11 protein-coding genes and 1 other RNA gene are annotated in these 14,096 nt (G+C 61.8%); 10 read left to right on the top strand and 2 right to left on the bottom strand.

Annotated features, from left to right (window positions below):
* Positions 1 to 354: 354 nt before the first annotated feature.
* From ribBA to nusB, 3 genes are all read left to right on the top strand, one after another.
* On the top strand, positions 355 to 1,473 hold the full coding sequence (ribBA, locus tag ACQ4W7_RS27875; protein ID WP_426074773.1) for a bifunctional 3,4-dihydroxy-2-butanone-4-phosphate synthase/GTP cyclohydrolase II: 1,119 nt from the start codon (positions 355 to 357) through the stop codon (positions 1,471 to 1,473).
* Positions 1,474 to 1,651: 178 nt separating this feature from the next.
* On the top strand, positions 1,652 to 2,134 hold the full coding sequence (gene ribH / locus ACQ4W7_RS27870; RefSeq protein ID WP_099760114.1) for a 6,7-dimethyl-8-ribityllumazine synthase: 483 nt from the start codon (positions 1,652 to 1,654) through the stop codon (positions 2,132 to 2,134).
* A gap of 202 nt (positions 2,135 to 2,336) precedes the next feature.
* The gene (nusB, locus tag ACQ4W7_RS27865) at positions 2,337 to 2,807 is read left to right on the top strand and encodes a transcription antitermination factor NusB (protein WP_071324693.1); all 471 of its coding nucleotides are present in this window, start codon (positions 2,337 to 2,339) and stop codon (positions 2,805 to 2,807) included.
* 121 nt (positions 2,808 to 2,928) lie between these two features.
* Here nusB and ACQ4W7_RS27860 read toward each other — a convergent pair whose 3' ends face one another.
* Positions 2,929 to 3,846: a transglycosylase SLT domain-containing protein gene (locus tag ACQ4W7_RS27860; RefSeq protein WP_426075025.1), complete on the bottom strand. Its 918-nt coding sequence runs from the start codon at positions 3,844 to 3,846 to the stop codon at positions 2,929 to 2,931.
* Between the two features lie 478 nt (positions 3,847 to 4,324).
* Here ACQ4W7_RS27860 and ubiD point away from each other — a divergent pair, with 478 nt between their 5' ends.
* The 7 genes from ubiD (at position 4,325) to ACQ4W7_RS27825 (ending at position 11,968) form a co-directional block, all read left to right on the top strand.
* Complete coding sequence (ubiD, locus tag ACQ4W7_RS27855) at positions 4,325 to 5,809, top strand: 4-hydroxy-3-polyprenylbenzoate decarboxylase (RefSeq protein WP_426075026.1); 1,485 nt, start codon at positions 4,325 to 4,327, stop codon at positions 5,807 to 5,809.
* A 70-nt stretch (positions 5,810 to 5,879) separates the two neighbouring features.
* Positions 5,880 to 5,978: signal recognition particle sRNA small type (gene ffs, locus ACQ4W7_RS27850), an RNA gene on the top strand.
* Between the two features lie 245 nt (positions 5,979 to 6,223).
* Complete coding sequence (dnaX, locus tag ACQ4W7_RS27845) at positions 6,224 to 8,548, top strand: DNA polymerase III subunit gamma/tau (protein ID WP_436534935.1); 2,325 nt, start codon at positions 6,224 to 6,226, stop codon at positions 8,546 to 8,548.
* A gap of 41 nt (positions 8,549 to 8,589) precedes the next feature.
* Entirely contained in the window at positions 8,590 to 8,916 is a 327-nt protein-coding gene (locus ACQ4W7_RS27840) for a YbaB/EbfC family nucleoid-associated protein (protein WP_034759121.1), read from the top strand.
* 47 nt (positions 8,917 to 8,963) lie between these two features.
* Positions 8,964 to 9,554: a recombination mediator RecR gene (gene recR / locus ACQ4W7_RS27835; protein WP_071078710.1), complete on the top strand. Its 591-nt coding sequence runs from the start codon at positions 8,964 to 8,966 to the stop codon at positions 9,552 to 9,554.
* Between the two features lie 7 nt (positions 9,555 to 9,561).
* Positions 9,562 to 10,782, top strand: a complete 1,221-nt coding sequence (locus ACQ4W7_RS27830; protein ID WP_426075028.1) for a CaiB/BaiF CoA transferase family protein — start codon at positions 9,562 to 9,564, stop codon at positions 10,780 to 10,782.
* Positions 10,783 to 10,825: 43 nt separating this feature from the next.
* Positions 10,826 to 11,968: an esterase-like activity of phytase family protein gene (locus ACQ4W7_RS27825; RefSeq protein ID WP_436534933.1), complete on the top strand. Its 1,143-nt coding sequence runs from the start codon at positions 10,826 to 10,828 to the stop codon at positions 11,966 to 11,968.
* Here the strand turns inward: ACQ4W7_RS27825 and ACQ4W7_RS27820 are convergent.
* Positions 11,937 to 14,096 (bottom strand): putative bifunctional diguanylate cyclase/phosphodiesterase, encoded by a 2,160-nt coding sequence (locus ACQ4W7_RS27820; protein ID WP_436534931.1) that lies wholly within the window; start codon positions 14,094 to 14,096, stop codon positions 11,937 to 11,939. The genes ACQ4W7_RS27825 and ACQ4W7_RS27820 overlap by 32 nt on opposite strands.

Here is a 14,096-nt window from a genome sequence, read left to right as displayed (position 1 = left end):
GGCGGCGCGCGTTTTGCCGCCGCCGTTTGCGCTGGATCGAGAAATCGGCGCTTTGTGGGGCAGGCAGGACGGGGAGCGCGCCACATCGGTGTTGCTGGGCCGTCTTATTTCAGGTCTGCAAACGCTAAATCCTTTAAAATAGCAGGTTATAAGAAAATTCCCGGAAATTCGTGGAATATTCGCGCTCGATGTTTCAGTTTTTAGTTTCATTAACATAACAACGCCTGACAAAACCGTCGCGAGCGGAAGGGAGAGGTGGTTGAGAAGCGCGACCGTACGAAGGTACGGTGAGCATCGCAAGCCGCCTACACCGACGCGCAGCAGGTTTTGCCAGGCGTCATACGAGGATGAATAATGTCTATATCCAGCACCGAAGAGATCGTCGCTGAATTGCGCGCCGGCCGCATGGTGATACTGGTCGATGAAGAAGACCGGGAAAATGAAGGCGATCTGGTGCTTGCCGCCGATTTCGTGACGCCTGAAGCCATCAATTTTATGATCACCCATGCGCGTGGCTTGGTCTGCCTGACCCTGACGGAAGAGCGTTGCGACGAGCTGAACCTGTCGATGATGACGTCGCGCAACGGCACCGCCTACGGCACCAACTTTACCGTCTCGATCGAAGCGGCCGAAGGTGTGACCACGGGCATTTCCGCCGCCGACCGCGCCAAGACCATCCAGGTGGCCGTGGCCAAGGGCACGCAGCCCAGCGATATCGTCCAGCCTGGCCATATCTTCCCGCTGAAAGCGCAAAAGGGCGGCGTGCTGATGCGCGCAGGCCATACGGAAGCCGGTTGCGACTTGACGGCCATGGCCGGCTTGACGCCCGCTTCCGTGATTTGCGAAATCATGAAGGACGACGGCACCATGGCGCGCCTGCCGGACTTGCTGGTGTTTGCCGAGCAACATGGCCTGAAAATCGGCACGATTGCCGACCTGATCCATTACCGCAGCCAGACGGAGTCTCTGGTCGAGCGCGTTGCCGAGCGTACCCTGCACACGGCGCATGGCCCATTTCGCTTGATCGCCTTCCGCGACAAGCCCAGCTCCTCGGCCCACCTAGCCTTGGTGCATGGCGACCTGGCCCCCGGCCTGGAAGCCCTGGTGCGCGTGCACCAGCCCGTTTCCCTGCTGGACGTGCTGGAAAGCGAAGCGACGACCCACTCATGGACGGTGGCGGCCTCGATGGCGGCCATTAAGCAGTCCGAGCGTGGCGTGATGGTCTTGCTGAACTGCGGCGAGACGTCGGGCGAGCTGTTTGCCCAGTTCGCGGCACTCGATACGCCGCAAGCCAAGCCGAAAGGCCGCGCCGCCAGCATGGACTTGCGCAGCTACGGTATCGGCGCGCAAATCCTGCGCGACCTGGGCGTGAGCAAGATGCAATTGCTGGCCAGCCCCCGCAAGATGCCGTCGATGGCCGGTTTCGACTTGGAAGTCACAGGTTTTCAGTGCCATCCAGGCCAGGACGCCTAACTAAATCTACTGCGCGTCGCGATTTGCGGCCTGCGATGCTCACTGTACTATTTGTACAGTTGCGCTTCTCGGCCACAACTCGCTGCCGCTCGCTACGATTTTGTCAGGCGTCGATGTGAGAGTAAACGATGGCGGCATGTGCGTGTCGCCCTGAACCACCAGATTAAAGAGGCATATGATGAGCGTAGGAACATACGAAACCAATTTTGCCGGCGAAGGTTTGCGCGTCGGTATCGTCCAGGCACGATTCAATGAAATCGTCGGTGGTGGCTTGCTGTCGGCATGCCTGGAAGAGTTGAGCAAGCTGGGCGTGGCCGATGAAGATATCCTGCACGTGACCGTGCCGGGCGCCCTGGAAATCCCACTGATTCTGCAAAAAATGGCAGAAACCGAGCAATTCGACGCCCTGATCGCACTGGGCGCCGTGATTCGCGGTGAAACCTACCACTTCGAGCTGGTATCGAACGAATCGGGCGCGGGCATCACGCGCATCGGTCTCGATTACGGCATCCCCATCGCCAACGCAGTGTTGACGACCGAAAACGATGAGCAGGCGGAAGTGCGCATGCTGGTCAAGGGAGCCGAAGCGGCACGCGTGGCAGTGGAAATGGCTAATCTGGCGCAAGCGCTAGAAGAGTTGCAAGAATCCGAGGAGGACTAGCCGTGTAGTGAACGTCCGATAAAACGCCCATAGCTGCGTTGCAAGCCCTCGCCGTACATTCGTACTGTCTTCGGGCTCGCGCCTTGCTCTGAGCATTTTCTCGAACGTTCTGACACGCGGTTGGCTGCGGCGCGTTGAAAAGCGCGCCGTGCTGTCTCGCCGGAATTTGTAGTGAACACGTACTTAAGAACAGGTAACAATCATGACTGAGAAAAATTTGCTCGCCAATCCCAGCAAAAATCGTACGCCGCGTCACCGCGCGCGCGAGTTTGCGCTGCAGGGCTTGTACCAGTGGCTGCTGAACAATGAGGACGCGACCACCGTCGTGAACAATATTCGCGCCGCGCATGGCTTCGACAAGGCCGATGGCGATCATTTCACGGTGCTGCTGTATGGCACCATCAAGGATTCGCTGGCGCTGCGCGACAGCATGGCACCCTTGATCGACCGCAACATCGCGGAACTGTCGCCCATTGAACATGGCATCCTGCTGATCGGCGCATTCGAACTGAAGAACAACATGGAAATCCCGTACCGCGTCGTCATCAACGAAGCGGTCGAGCTGGCCAAGTCGTTTGGCGGCATCGATGGCCACAAGTATGTGAACGGCGTGCTGGACAAGCTGGCAGTGAAATTCCGCGAGGAAGAAGTCAACGCCAACAAGCGCAAGTAATATGCAGAGCAGTTCCTGCGGCTAGCGCCGCAGGGCAATAAAAAAGCCACCGGCATTTGCGTGCGGTGGCTTTTTTATTGGGTGCTGCTTTTTGGATGCCCCTGTGAGGGCTTTTAAAGGGTCACAGGCCGGCGATCTCGTTGTGCGGCAGCACTTTGATGGTGATGCCGCTTTCTGCTGTCGGCGCCTTGGCTGGCGCTGGCGTGTTCGATGCCATCACTGGCGTCGTGGTCGGCACGCGCTGGCCGGCTGACACTTGTTTCAGGCGGCGGTATTCGGCCAGCACGCGCGAACCGTAGCCCGAGTCGGTGGCGAAGTTGGCGGCGCCCACGTAGGTTTTCAAGCCTGCCTCGACGGAACCGCCACGCGTGACGTAGTCTTTCAGGATCAGGGAGCCGACGCGGATGTTGGCCACGGGATTGAGGGCTGCTTGCACGCCGCCCATTTCCTGGAAGCGCTCATGGTGTACTTTCGACATGACTTGCATCAAGCCTTGTGCGCCCACGGGGCTTTCGGCGAACGGGTTCAAGCCCGATTCGATGGCCATCACGGCCAGGATCAGCAGCGGGTCCAGCTTGATTTCGCGGGCCGTCAGGTAGGCCGTCGAGACCAGCATATTGGTTGCATCGTTGGCCACGCGGTAGCGCTTGGAGAGCCAGCTGGTGACCCATTGCTGCTGCTTTTGCGTGCCCAGCAAGGCTTTTTCTTCCTTGCTCAGCGGCGCGTCGTTGACGGCAGCCGTTTGCACGGAGGCAGGCGCTTCCATCAATGCCGACAGGGCTGGTGCTTCAACGGCTTGCGCTTCTGCCATGGGCAGCGGGAACAGGCTGTGCGTCAGTTGCTTGCCCAGGTCGGGGCGGAACATCAGCAGGGCGATCAGTGCCAGGGCGGAAATGCCGAAGACTGTCAGTGTGTGTTGTGCCGTGGTCAATACGCCACGTGCTGAAATGGCCTGTGCGCGGGCGCGCAAACGCGCCAACGCTGGCTGGCCAGCCACGGTTGAAGCAGGCAATGCTGCTTCAGTGCTACGATGAGTCATAGAGTTCCCCGAAATGTCGCGTCAACAGGCAGTCCCTCCGCGGTCTCGCGGTGTTGTGGGTGCTGCCAATGCCGTGCATCAGAAATATCATCGTTTCCGCCGCGTATGGATGCGTGCGAGAAACGCCGTCATTGCTTGCTTGAGCTGATCCGTCCCGTTTTGGTATTGGATCAGTCGCAATACAACTTTTACCGGGGGTAAGGCAGACGCCTTTTGAAAACACTCCTTAAAATGTCATGTGGAGCCCCGACTCCGTGAATGAAAGAGAAACGCTAAAATCAAGCTCTGGGCCGGCGTGCTCTTTCAAGTTGGGCGAATTGTAGAAGCCGTTTTATATCAAGTCAATACTAACGAATCGATTCTTTATTACTTTTATGTCTTACTTTTTGTCTTGCATTGTGCCAAAAGCCAATAAAATCAATTACTTGGCATAGATCCTTCAGCAACGGCGTCCGACGTCAAAAAAAATTAAAAACACATGAAATATTCAGATTTGCGAGATTTTATTTCTCAACTGCAACAAATGGGTGAACTTAAGCCCATTTCGACCCCCATTTCACCGATTTTGGAGATGACGGAGGTGTGTGATCGCACCTTGCGCGCAGGCGGGCCGGCCTTGCTGTTCAATAATCCGACGGGACACACGATGCCGGTGCTGGGTAATTTGTTCGGCACCACGCGCCGCGTGGCGCTGGGCATGGGCGCGCAAGATGTCAGTGAGTTGCGCAAGATCGGCCATGTGCTGGCGCGTTTGAAGGAGCCGGAACCGCCGAAGGATTTCAAGGATCTGCTGGGTCTCGGTTCGCTGGTGAAATCCGTGTGGGACATGTCGCCGAAAGAGTTGCGCGGCGCGAAGTGCCAGGAAATCGTCTGGGAAGGCAATGACGTGGACTTGGCGCGCCTGCCCATCCAGCATTGCTGGCCCGGCGATATTGCCCCTCTGATCACCTGGGGCCTGGTGATTACCAAGGGGCCGAACAAGAAGCGGCAAAACTTGGGCATTTACCGCCAGCAAGTGCTGGGGCGCAATAAGGTCATCATGCGCTGGCTGGCGCACCGGGGCGGGGCGCTGGACTTCCGTGAGCATGCGATTCAAAGCAAGGGCAAGCCGTATCCGATCGCCGTGGCGCTGGGCGCCGATCCCGCTACTATATTAGGGGCCGTGACGCCAGTGCCGGACAGCCTGTCCGAATACCAGTTCGCCGGCTTGCTGCGCGGCAGCCGCACGGAGCTGGTGAAAGCCATCGGCAGCGAGCTGCGCGTGCCCGCGTCGGCAGAAATCGTGCTCGAAGGCCATATCTACCCGGACGAAAACCATCCGAGTGGCTATGAGCATGCGCTGGAAGGGCCGTATGGCGACCACACCGGTTACTATAATGAGCAGGACAGTTTCCCCGTATTTACCATCGACCGCATCACCATGCGCCGCGACCCGATTTATCACTCCACTTACACGGGCAAGCCGCCGGACGAGCCTGCCGTGCTGGGCTTGGCCTTGAACGAAGTGTTCGTGCCCCTGCTGCAAAAGCAGTTCAGCGAAATCACGGATTTTTATCTGCCGCCCGAAGGCTGCAGCTACCGCATGGCCGTGGTGCAGATCAAGAAGCAGTACGCGGGCCACGCCAAGCGCGTGATGTTCGGCGTCTGGAGCTTCTTGCGCCAGTTCATGTATACCAAGTTCATCGTGGTGGTCGACGAAGACGTGAATATCCGCGACTGGAAGGAAGTCATCTGGGCCATCACCACGCGCGTCGACCCTATCCGCGATACGACGCTGGTCGACAATACGCCCATCGATTACCTGGACTTTGCCTCGCCGGTCAGCGGCCTGGGCAGCAAGATGGGTATCGATGCGACGAATAAATGGCCGGGCGAAACGACGCGTGAGTGGGGCACGACGATCGCCATGACGCCGGAAGTGAAGGCCAAGGTAGATGGCATTTGGCAAGAGCTGGGTTTGTAAATTGTTCGCGGGGAAGGGCGGTTTGCGCGTCAACTTCCCCATTCCCCGCAGACCGGTTATAATTGTCCCCGGCGGGCCCCTGCGCATTGTGGCATGGCTAACCTGGTCAGGTCGGGAACGAAGCAGCCACGGCTATTAACCATGAGTGCCGCAGATCAGGCTCGCCTCCTTCGGGAATGTTTTATCAGGATCAACAATCAAGCTGCCATGGGCAGCTTTTTTGCTTTTACGGCCACAATTCCTGTGCCGCCGCAGCATTGCCGGGCTTGCCGGGCTTGCCGTGTTTTCCCTGTTTCTGCCGGGCCATGTTATACAATTGCTGCTTTGCCGCGTTTGCCAGGAAGACTGGCCCGGCCATGAGGCTTGCGCCCGCCGCGCAGGATCACACCGCAACTCGCATGGTAAAATCTCAGCATGTCCTATCAAGTCCTCGCCCGTAAATACCGCCCCAAGAATTTCGAGACGCTCGTCGGCCAGGAGCACGTCGTGCGCGCGCTCACGCATGCCTTGCACAGCGGCCGATTGCATCATGCCTATTTGTTCACGGGCACGCGCGGCGTCGGCAAGACGACCCTGTCGCGCATCCTGGCCAAATCGCTCAATTGCATCGGCCCCGATGGTACGGGCGGCATCACGGCCCAGCCTTGCGGCGTGTGCGAAGCGTGCACGGCGATCGATGCGGGACGCTTTGTCGACTATATAGAGATGGATGCGGCGTCGAACCGCGGCGTCGATGAAATGGCGCAGCTGCTGGAGCAAGCGGTCTACGCGCCAAGCAATGCGCGCTTCAAGGTCTATATGATCGATGAGGTGCACATGCTGACGAACCATGCGTTCAATTCCATGCTGAAAACGCTGGAAGAACCGCCCGAGCACGTCAAGTTCATCCTGGCCACGACGGACCCGCAAAAGATTCCCGTGACCGTACTGTCGCGCTGCCTGCAGTTCAACCTCAAGCAGATGCCGCCCGGCCACATCATCAGCCACCTGGACAATATCCTGGGACAGGAAGGCATCGATTTCGAACAGCCGGCCTTGCGCCTGCTGGCCCAGGGCGCCCACGGTTCCATGCGCGATGCGCTGTCCTTGGCGGACCAGGCCATCGCGTATGCGGTCGGCGCAGTGACCTTGGATGCCGTGCAAGGCATGCTGGGCGCGCTCGACCAATCCTACCTGGTACGCCTGCTCGATGCGCTGGCGCAGCAGGACGGCGCGGATCTCTTGGCCGTGGCCGACGAGATGGCGTCGCGCAGCCTGTCGTATAACGGCGCGTTGCAAGACCTGGGCACCTTGTTGCACCGCATTGCGCTGGCGCAAACCGTGCCCGCCGCCTTGCCGCAGGATTTGCCCGAATACGCGGACATCGTGCGCTTGGCTGCCGCTTTTGACGCGGAAGAAGTACAGCTGTTTTATCAGATCGCCGTGCATGGCCGCAATGAACTGGGCCTGGCGCCCGACGAATACGCGGGCTTTACCATGACCTTGCTGCGCATGCTGGCCTTTCGGCCCGGCATAGGTGGCGCCGATGGCGTGCCGGCTGCCTCACCGAATTCAGCTTCAATGAGCCGTCCCGCTGCCGTGGCCGCCGCGCGCGCCGCAGCGGGTTCGGCGCCCGCCGCCCGCGCCGCCACGAACAGCGTGGCCAGCCATGCAGCCGTGACACCGCCAGCCGTCGTGGCCGCCGCTGCCGCCAGCATGGCCCGCAGCGAAGCGCCGCCGCTACGCGCGGCTGTTCCGACACCGGCACCGGCGCCAGTACCCGTTTCCGCCCCGGCGCCGGCACCAGCGGCGCCGCCGCCCGCCGCCGCTCCTGCTGCGGCTGCCCCGGCAGCATCGGGCGCGCCCATCAGTTCCGCCCGCGCCGCCATCAATGCGGCGCTGGAAGCGGCCCGTGCCGCTTCGAAAGGCCGTCCGGGCAGCGCGCCATCGGCGCCATCGTCGGCGCCCAAATCAGCTGCCCCTGCGCCAGCACCGGCTGCTGCCGTCGCCGCGCCGGCTCCGGCTGCACCGGTCCAGGCTGCGCCGCCACCACCGGCCGCCGCGAAAGCGCCGGCGCCGTGGGACGATGCGCCGCCCGTGGCCGTCATGGAAGCGCCGGTGGCCGTGCCCGTGCAGCCGGCACGTCCTGCGGCCCCGCAGCAGCAGGCGCCCGCCGACGACGACTTGCCGCCGTGGGTCACCGAATTTTCCGACGACAGCGCCTCGGCCGCCGTGTCGGCGCCAGCCGCACAGAGCAACGAGCAACCCGCCGTCATCATGCCGCAACGTGCCGCCAAGCAAGCCGCGCCCAGCGGGCCGTATGTGATCACGCCCGTACCGGGACTGGATTGGGACGGCAACTGGCCGGCCGTCGCCGCCGTGCTGCCGCTGCGCGGCGTGGCCCAGCAGCTGGCCGTGCAGGCCGAGCTGATTGACTGCCTGCACGATGGCCACAGCACCACGTTCCGCCTGCGCGTGCCCATCGACACCTGGCGCAGTCCGGCCAACGTGGAAAAACTGGCGGCCGCGCTCACCGAGCGCTTCGGCCGCAAGGTCGCGGTCGATACGGAACTGGGCGCTGTCTGGTACACGGCCAGTGCGGAAGCGCAGGCCCACCGCGAGGCGTGCCAACTGCAAGCGGAAGCAACCATCGCAAGCGATCCCTTCGTGCTCGACATGAAGCGTGCATTCGACGCTTTCGTCGTGCCGGGAACGATTACCCCTGCACCGGCCGGCTCCGCCGCGCCGACCCTGCATTGATGATTAACACACTCACAAATTGAATTGAACGGAGCATTCTTATGATGAAAAATCAACTGGCTGGCCTGATGAAGCAGGCGCAAGCAATGCAAGACAACATGAAAAAGGCCCAGGAACAACTGGCGCTGGTGGAAGTGGAAGGCCAGTCCGGCGCCGGCCTGGTGAAAATCGTCATGACGTGCAAGAACGACGTCAAGCGCGTGTCCATCGACCCGTCGCTGCTGGCCGACGACAAGGATATGCTGGAAGACTTGGTGGCTGCCGCCTTCAACGACGCCGTGCGCAAGGCGGAAGCGACGTCCGCTGAAAAAATGGCAGGCTTGACCGGCGGCATGAACTTGCCAGCCGGCTTCAAAATGCCATTCTGATGCACTACCGCATGCGCTCGATCTATGGCACGGGGCAGGGTTGATCCATGTCCAAGTCGCTTGAATTTTTGACCGAGGCGCTGCGGCGCCTGCCCGGCGTCGGCCCCAAGTCGGCGCAGCGGATGGCATTTCATTTGTTGCAGCACGATAGGGAAGGCGCGGCCATGCTGTCGCGCGCCCTGTTCCAGGCCGTCGATGCCGTCCATCACTGCGGCCTGTGCAATACCTTTACCGAACATGAAGTGTGCGAGACTTGTCTCGACGAAGAGCGCGACAAGCGCTTGCTGTGCGTGGTGGAAACGCCCGCCGACCAGTTGATGATCGAGCAGACGCTCACCTACAAGGGCCTGTATTTCGTGCTCATGGGGCGACTCTCTCCGCTGGACGGCATCGGTCCGAAAGATATCCACCTTGAAAAATTGCTGGGCCGCGCCAACGATGGCGTGGTCGGTGAAGTGGTGCTGGCCACCAATTTTACGAATGAAGGCGAAGCGACGGCCCACTACATCAGCGAAATGCTGAAGGCGCGGGGCTTGCGCGTGAGCCGTTTGGCCCGCGGCGTGCCCGTGGGCGGCGAACTGGAATACGTCGACGCGGGCACCATCGCCCGCGCGATGCTCGACCGCAGGGCAACCTGACCATAACATGACAGAATCCTCCGCGACCACCGGTCCACTGCAAGGCATTAAAGTGCTGGAACTGGGCACCCTGATCGCGGGGCCGTTCTGTGCCCGCATGCTGGCCGAATTCGGTGCCGACGTGATCAAGATCGAGTCGCCCGATGGCGGCGACCCCATCCGTACCTGGCGCGTGCTGAAAGATGGCACCTCGCTGTGGTGGTCGGTGCAGGCGCGCAACAAGAAGAGTCTGACCTTGAACTTGAAAGCGCCGGAAGGCCGGGCCATCGCGCGCCAGCTGGCCCTGGAAGCGGACATCATCATCGAGAACTACCGCCCCGGCGTGCTGGAAAAGTGGGACCTCGGCTATGAGCAGCTCAAGCAAATCAAGCCGTCCCTCATCATGGTGCGCCTGTCCGGCTTTGGCCAGACGGGCCCGATGAAGGACTTGCCGGGTTTCGGCGCCATCGGCGAATCCATGGGCGGCTTGCGCTATGTGTCCGGCTTTGCCGACCGCCCGCCGGTGCGCGTGGGCGTGTCGATCGGCGACTCGGTGGCGGCGCTGCACGGCGTGATCGGCGCCATGATGGCCTTGCGCCACCGCGACGTGACCGGCGGGGTGGCTTCCGGTGAAGGCCAGATGGTCGACGTGGCCCTGTACGAATCCGTGTTCAACCTGATGGAATCGCTGGTGCCCGAATACGACCAGGCCGGCGTGGTGCGCGAGCGCACGGGCGGTTCCTTGCCCGGCATCGTGCCGTCGAACACCTACACCACGGGCGACGGCGAAAACATTGTGATCGCCGGCAACGGCGACGCCATCTTCAAGCGCTTGATGCTGGCCATGGGCCGCATCGACATGGCGGGCGACCCGCAACTGGCACGCAACGATGGCCGCGTGGCGCGCACGCAGGAAATCGACGACGCCATCGGCGCCTGGTGCGCTACCCACACGATCAACAGCGCGCTGGCCGTGCTGAAGGCGGCCGACGTGCCGTCCGGAAAAATTTACTCCGTGCGCGACATGCTGAGCGATCCCCAGTTTCTCGCCCGCAATATGTTCGAACAACACCATTTCGCCGACGGCACGCCCGTCAAATTGCCCGCCATCAGCCCGAAACTGTCCGCCACGCCGGGCAAGACCCAGTGGCTGGGGCCGACCCTGGGCCAGCACAACGATGAAGTGCTGGCGTCGCTCGGCTATGATGCGGCCGCCATCGCGCGGCTCAAGACCGATGGCGTGGTGTAAGCCACGCCCTGCTGACTTATTTGATACCGATTTGATACCGATCATGCCTCCATTGTTACGCCGCGCGCGCGCCGCGCTTGCCCTGGCGTCCGTTGCCATCCTCCTCTCGGCCTGTGCCAGCTTCCCTCACGACGCGCCGATTGCCGGCCTGCGCCTGATCGGCGAGCAGCGCATCGCGCTCAAGCACGCGTTCGAGGGCACCACGGTGGGCGGCTTGTCCGGCATCGATTACGCGGCGGACAGCAACAGCTGGGTGATGGAAAGCGATGACCGCTCGGCAATCAATCCGGCCCGCTTCTACCGCGCCACCCTGGCCTACGACAGCAAGGCGTTTACGGGCGTGACCCTGAGCAGCGTGCATTTTTTCACGCAGCCCGACGGCAGCCGCTATCCGAACCTGGCGCATGCAAAGCTCGACAGTGGCGACCAGGTGCCCGACATCGAAACCATCCGCGTCGATCCGCAGGACGGCAGCCTGTGGTACGGCAGCGAAGGCAACCGCAAGGTGGGCTTGCACCCCTTCGTGCGCCACGCGGACCGCGACGGGCGTTATCTGGCCACCTTGCCCACGCCCGCCATGTTCAATGTTTCGAAGGAAGAAATTGCTTCGCGCAACAACATGAGCTTCGAGGCACTGTCTTTCTCGTCGGATGGCAAGAGCCTGTGGCTGGGCATGGAAGCGGCCCTGTACCAGGATGGCCCGCTGGCCACGCCCGATCACGGCTCCGTGGTGCGGATCACGCGCCTGGACCGCGCGGGCAAGGTGCTGCGCCAGTACGCGTATGCTATCGAGCCAGTGGCGTCACGGCCCGCGCCGGGACGTGAAGCGGACAATGGCGTGTCGGAAATCCTCGCCGTGAATGACCATCAGCTGCTGGTGGTGGAGCGGGCCGGCGTGGAACACGCCGATGGCGTGTATACGAATCACGTGCGCATCTACGCGATGGAAACGGAGGGCGCCACCGATATCCAGTCCATCGCGGCCCTGGCGGGCGCGGCCTATGTGCCGGCGCGCAAGCGATTGCTGCTGGACCTGGAAAAGATCGGTCTTGAAAGAATCGACAATATCGAAGGCATCAGCTGGGGTCCGCGCCTGGAAAACGGCCACCGCAGCCTGGTAATGATTTCCGACGATAATTTCAACGCGCAGCAAGTCACGCAAATCCTTGCCTTCGAAGTGCTCTAGTTTCCAGGCTGGCCAGCCGCTCGGCCTGCCGAGCCAGCATGGCGGTGATCGTGTCGTGCGGCGACGGGTGGCCCAGGAAATAGCCTTGCGCCATGTCGCAGCCGTATTCTTCCAGCATCAGCAATTGCTCGTCCGTCTCCACGCCCTCGGCCACCACCACCATCTTCAATCCATGCGCCATGGCGATGATGGCGCGCGTGATGGCCGCGTTTTCCGTATCCTGCGGCAAGCCGGCGATAAAACTCTTGTCGATTTTTAAGGCCCGTACGTCGAAGCGTTTCAGGTAGTTCATCGACGAGTAGCCCGTGCCGAAGTCGTCGATCGACAGGTACACGCCGATGCCGCGCAATTGCTCCAGGGTCACCATGGTGGCACGCGCATCGTCCATCAACGTTCCCTCCGTCAATTCCAGCTCCAGCAGGCGCGCGTCCAGGCCCGTGTCGGCCAGGGCCGAGAGCACGATCTGCATCAGATTTTCATCCTTGAATTGCTTCGCCGACAGGTTCACCGCCATGCGGATGGCCCGCCCGCCATCGCTTTGCCAGGCCTTGGCCTGGTTGCAGGCCGTGCGCAGCACCCATTCGCCGATGGGCACAATCAGCCCCGTCTCTTCGGCCAGCGGGATGAATTCCGTGGGCGAAATGATGCCGCGCTCGGGATGGCGCCAGCGCACCAGCGCTTCCACGCCCACGATCTGCGTGCTGGGCACGTCGATCTGCGGCTGGTACAGCAAGTACAGCTCGTTGTTTTGCAAGGCCTTGCGCAGCCCCACTTCCATCTTCACGTGGCTCATGATTTCCATCGTCAGCGATGAACTGTAGAGCTTGGCGTTGTTCTTGCCGCAGTTCTTCGCGTGGTACATGGCCGTGTCCGCATATTTCAACAGCGAATTGCAATCCTCGCCATCTTCCGGATACAGCGAGATGCCGATGCTGGCCGTGACGAAAATCTCGTGTCCCTCGGTCATGAAGGGCCGCCGCATGGCTTCCTTGACGCGGTGCGCCACGTTGAGCGCATCTTCCACCCGCTCCAGGTCGGGAATCAAAATCGTGAATTCGTCGCCGCCCAGGCGCGCCAGGTTGCTGCCGCCGGACGTGGCCTCAAACTCGTGTTCGGCGCGCAGCACCAGGTCGCTGGGGCGGATGGTTTCGCGCAGGCGCTCTGACACCACCTTGAGCAGGTGGTCGCCCACATCGTGGCCCAGGGTGTCGTTGATGCGTTTGAAGGCATCGAGGTCCATGAACAGCACGGCGAATTTCTTGTCGTGCTCTTTCGAGCGCAGCAGTTCGCGTTCCAGCGTTTCCAGGAACGCTTGCCGGTTGGGGATGCCCGTCAGGCTGTCGCAGTAGGCGAGGCGGCGGATCTGCTCTTCCGTACGCTTGCGCTCGCTGATGTCGCGCACCAAGCCCAGCACCTCGTCGGCCCCGGTTGCCACCAGGCGCGCTTCGAAATGGCGCGTGCTATTTTCGTGCTTGAGCGTGTAGTCGACCGAGCCGATGTGCTGCGTAGCCAGCACGGCGTGCGCCTTGTCCAACAGGCGCGCGGCGATTTCGGACGGCAGCACGTCGCCGATGTGGCTGCCCACGCAGTCGCTGATGGAAAAGCCCGCGCTGGCGTCGTGCCCCTGTTCATAGTCGAGATAAAAGCCCTCGCGGTTCAGGCGAAAGAAGGTGTCGGGGATGGCGGCCAGCACGGCGCGGTTGTGCGCGTCGGCGATGCGCAGGCGGGCGATGGCGTCGCTGGCGCGCAGCACGTACAGCGCGCGATGGCCCAGGATGGGCCAGTTGATGGGCTTGGAAATGAAATCCGTGGCGCCCACCTCGTAGGCACGCGTGACCGCTTCCAGCTCGTCGTCGCCCGTGACCATGATGATGGGCACGGTGCCGCCCACTTCCTGGAGACGGATTTCGCGGCATACGGCAAAGCCGTCCAGGGCCGGCATGTCGACGTCGAGCATGACCAGGTCCGGCCCGCTGTGTTTGTAGCTGGCCAGCGCCTGCACGCCGTCCTCGGCCTCGATCACGTCCAGGCCCACCTGCGTGAGCATTTGCCGCATCAGCAGGCGCATCACGGGATCGTCGTCGGCGACCAGCACCAGGCCGCGTGAGGGAGGGAGGGGCGCTGTCAT

This window comes from Janthinobacterium algoris (genome assembly GCF_051380935.1).
Taxonomy (GTDB): Bacteria; Pseudomonadota; Gammaproteobacteria; order Burkholderiales; family Burkholderiaceae_D; genus Janthinobacterium.
The sequence above is the reverse complement of the archived record's forward strand: the minus strand, read 5'-3'. Positions and strand labels throughout refer to the sequence as shown.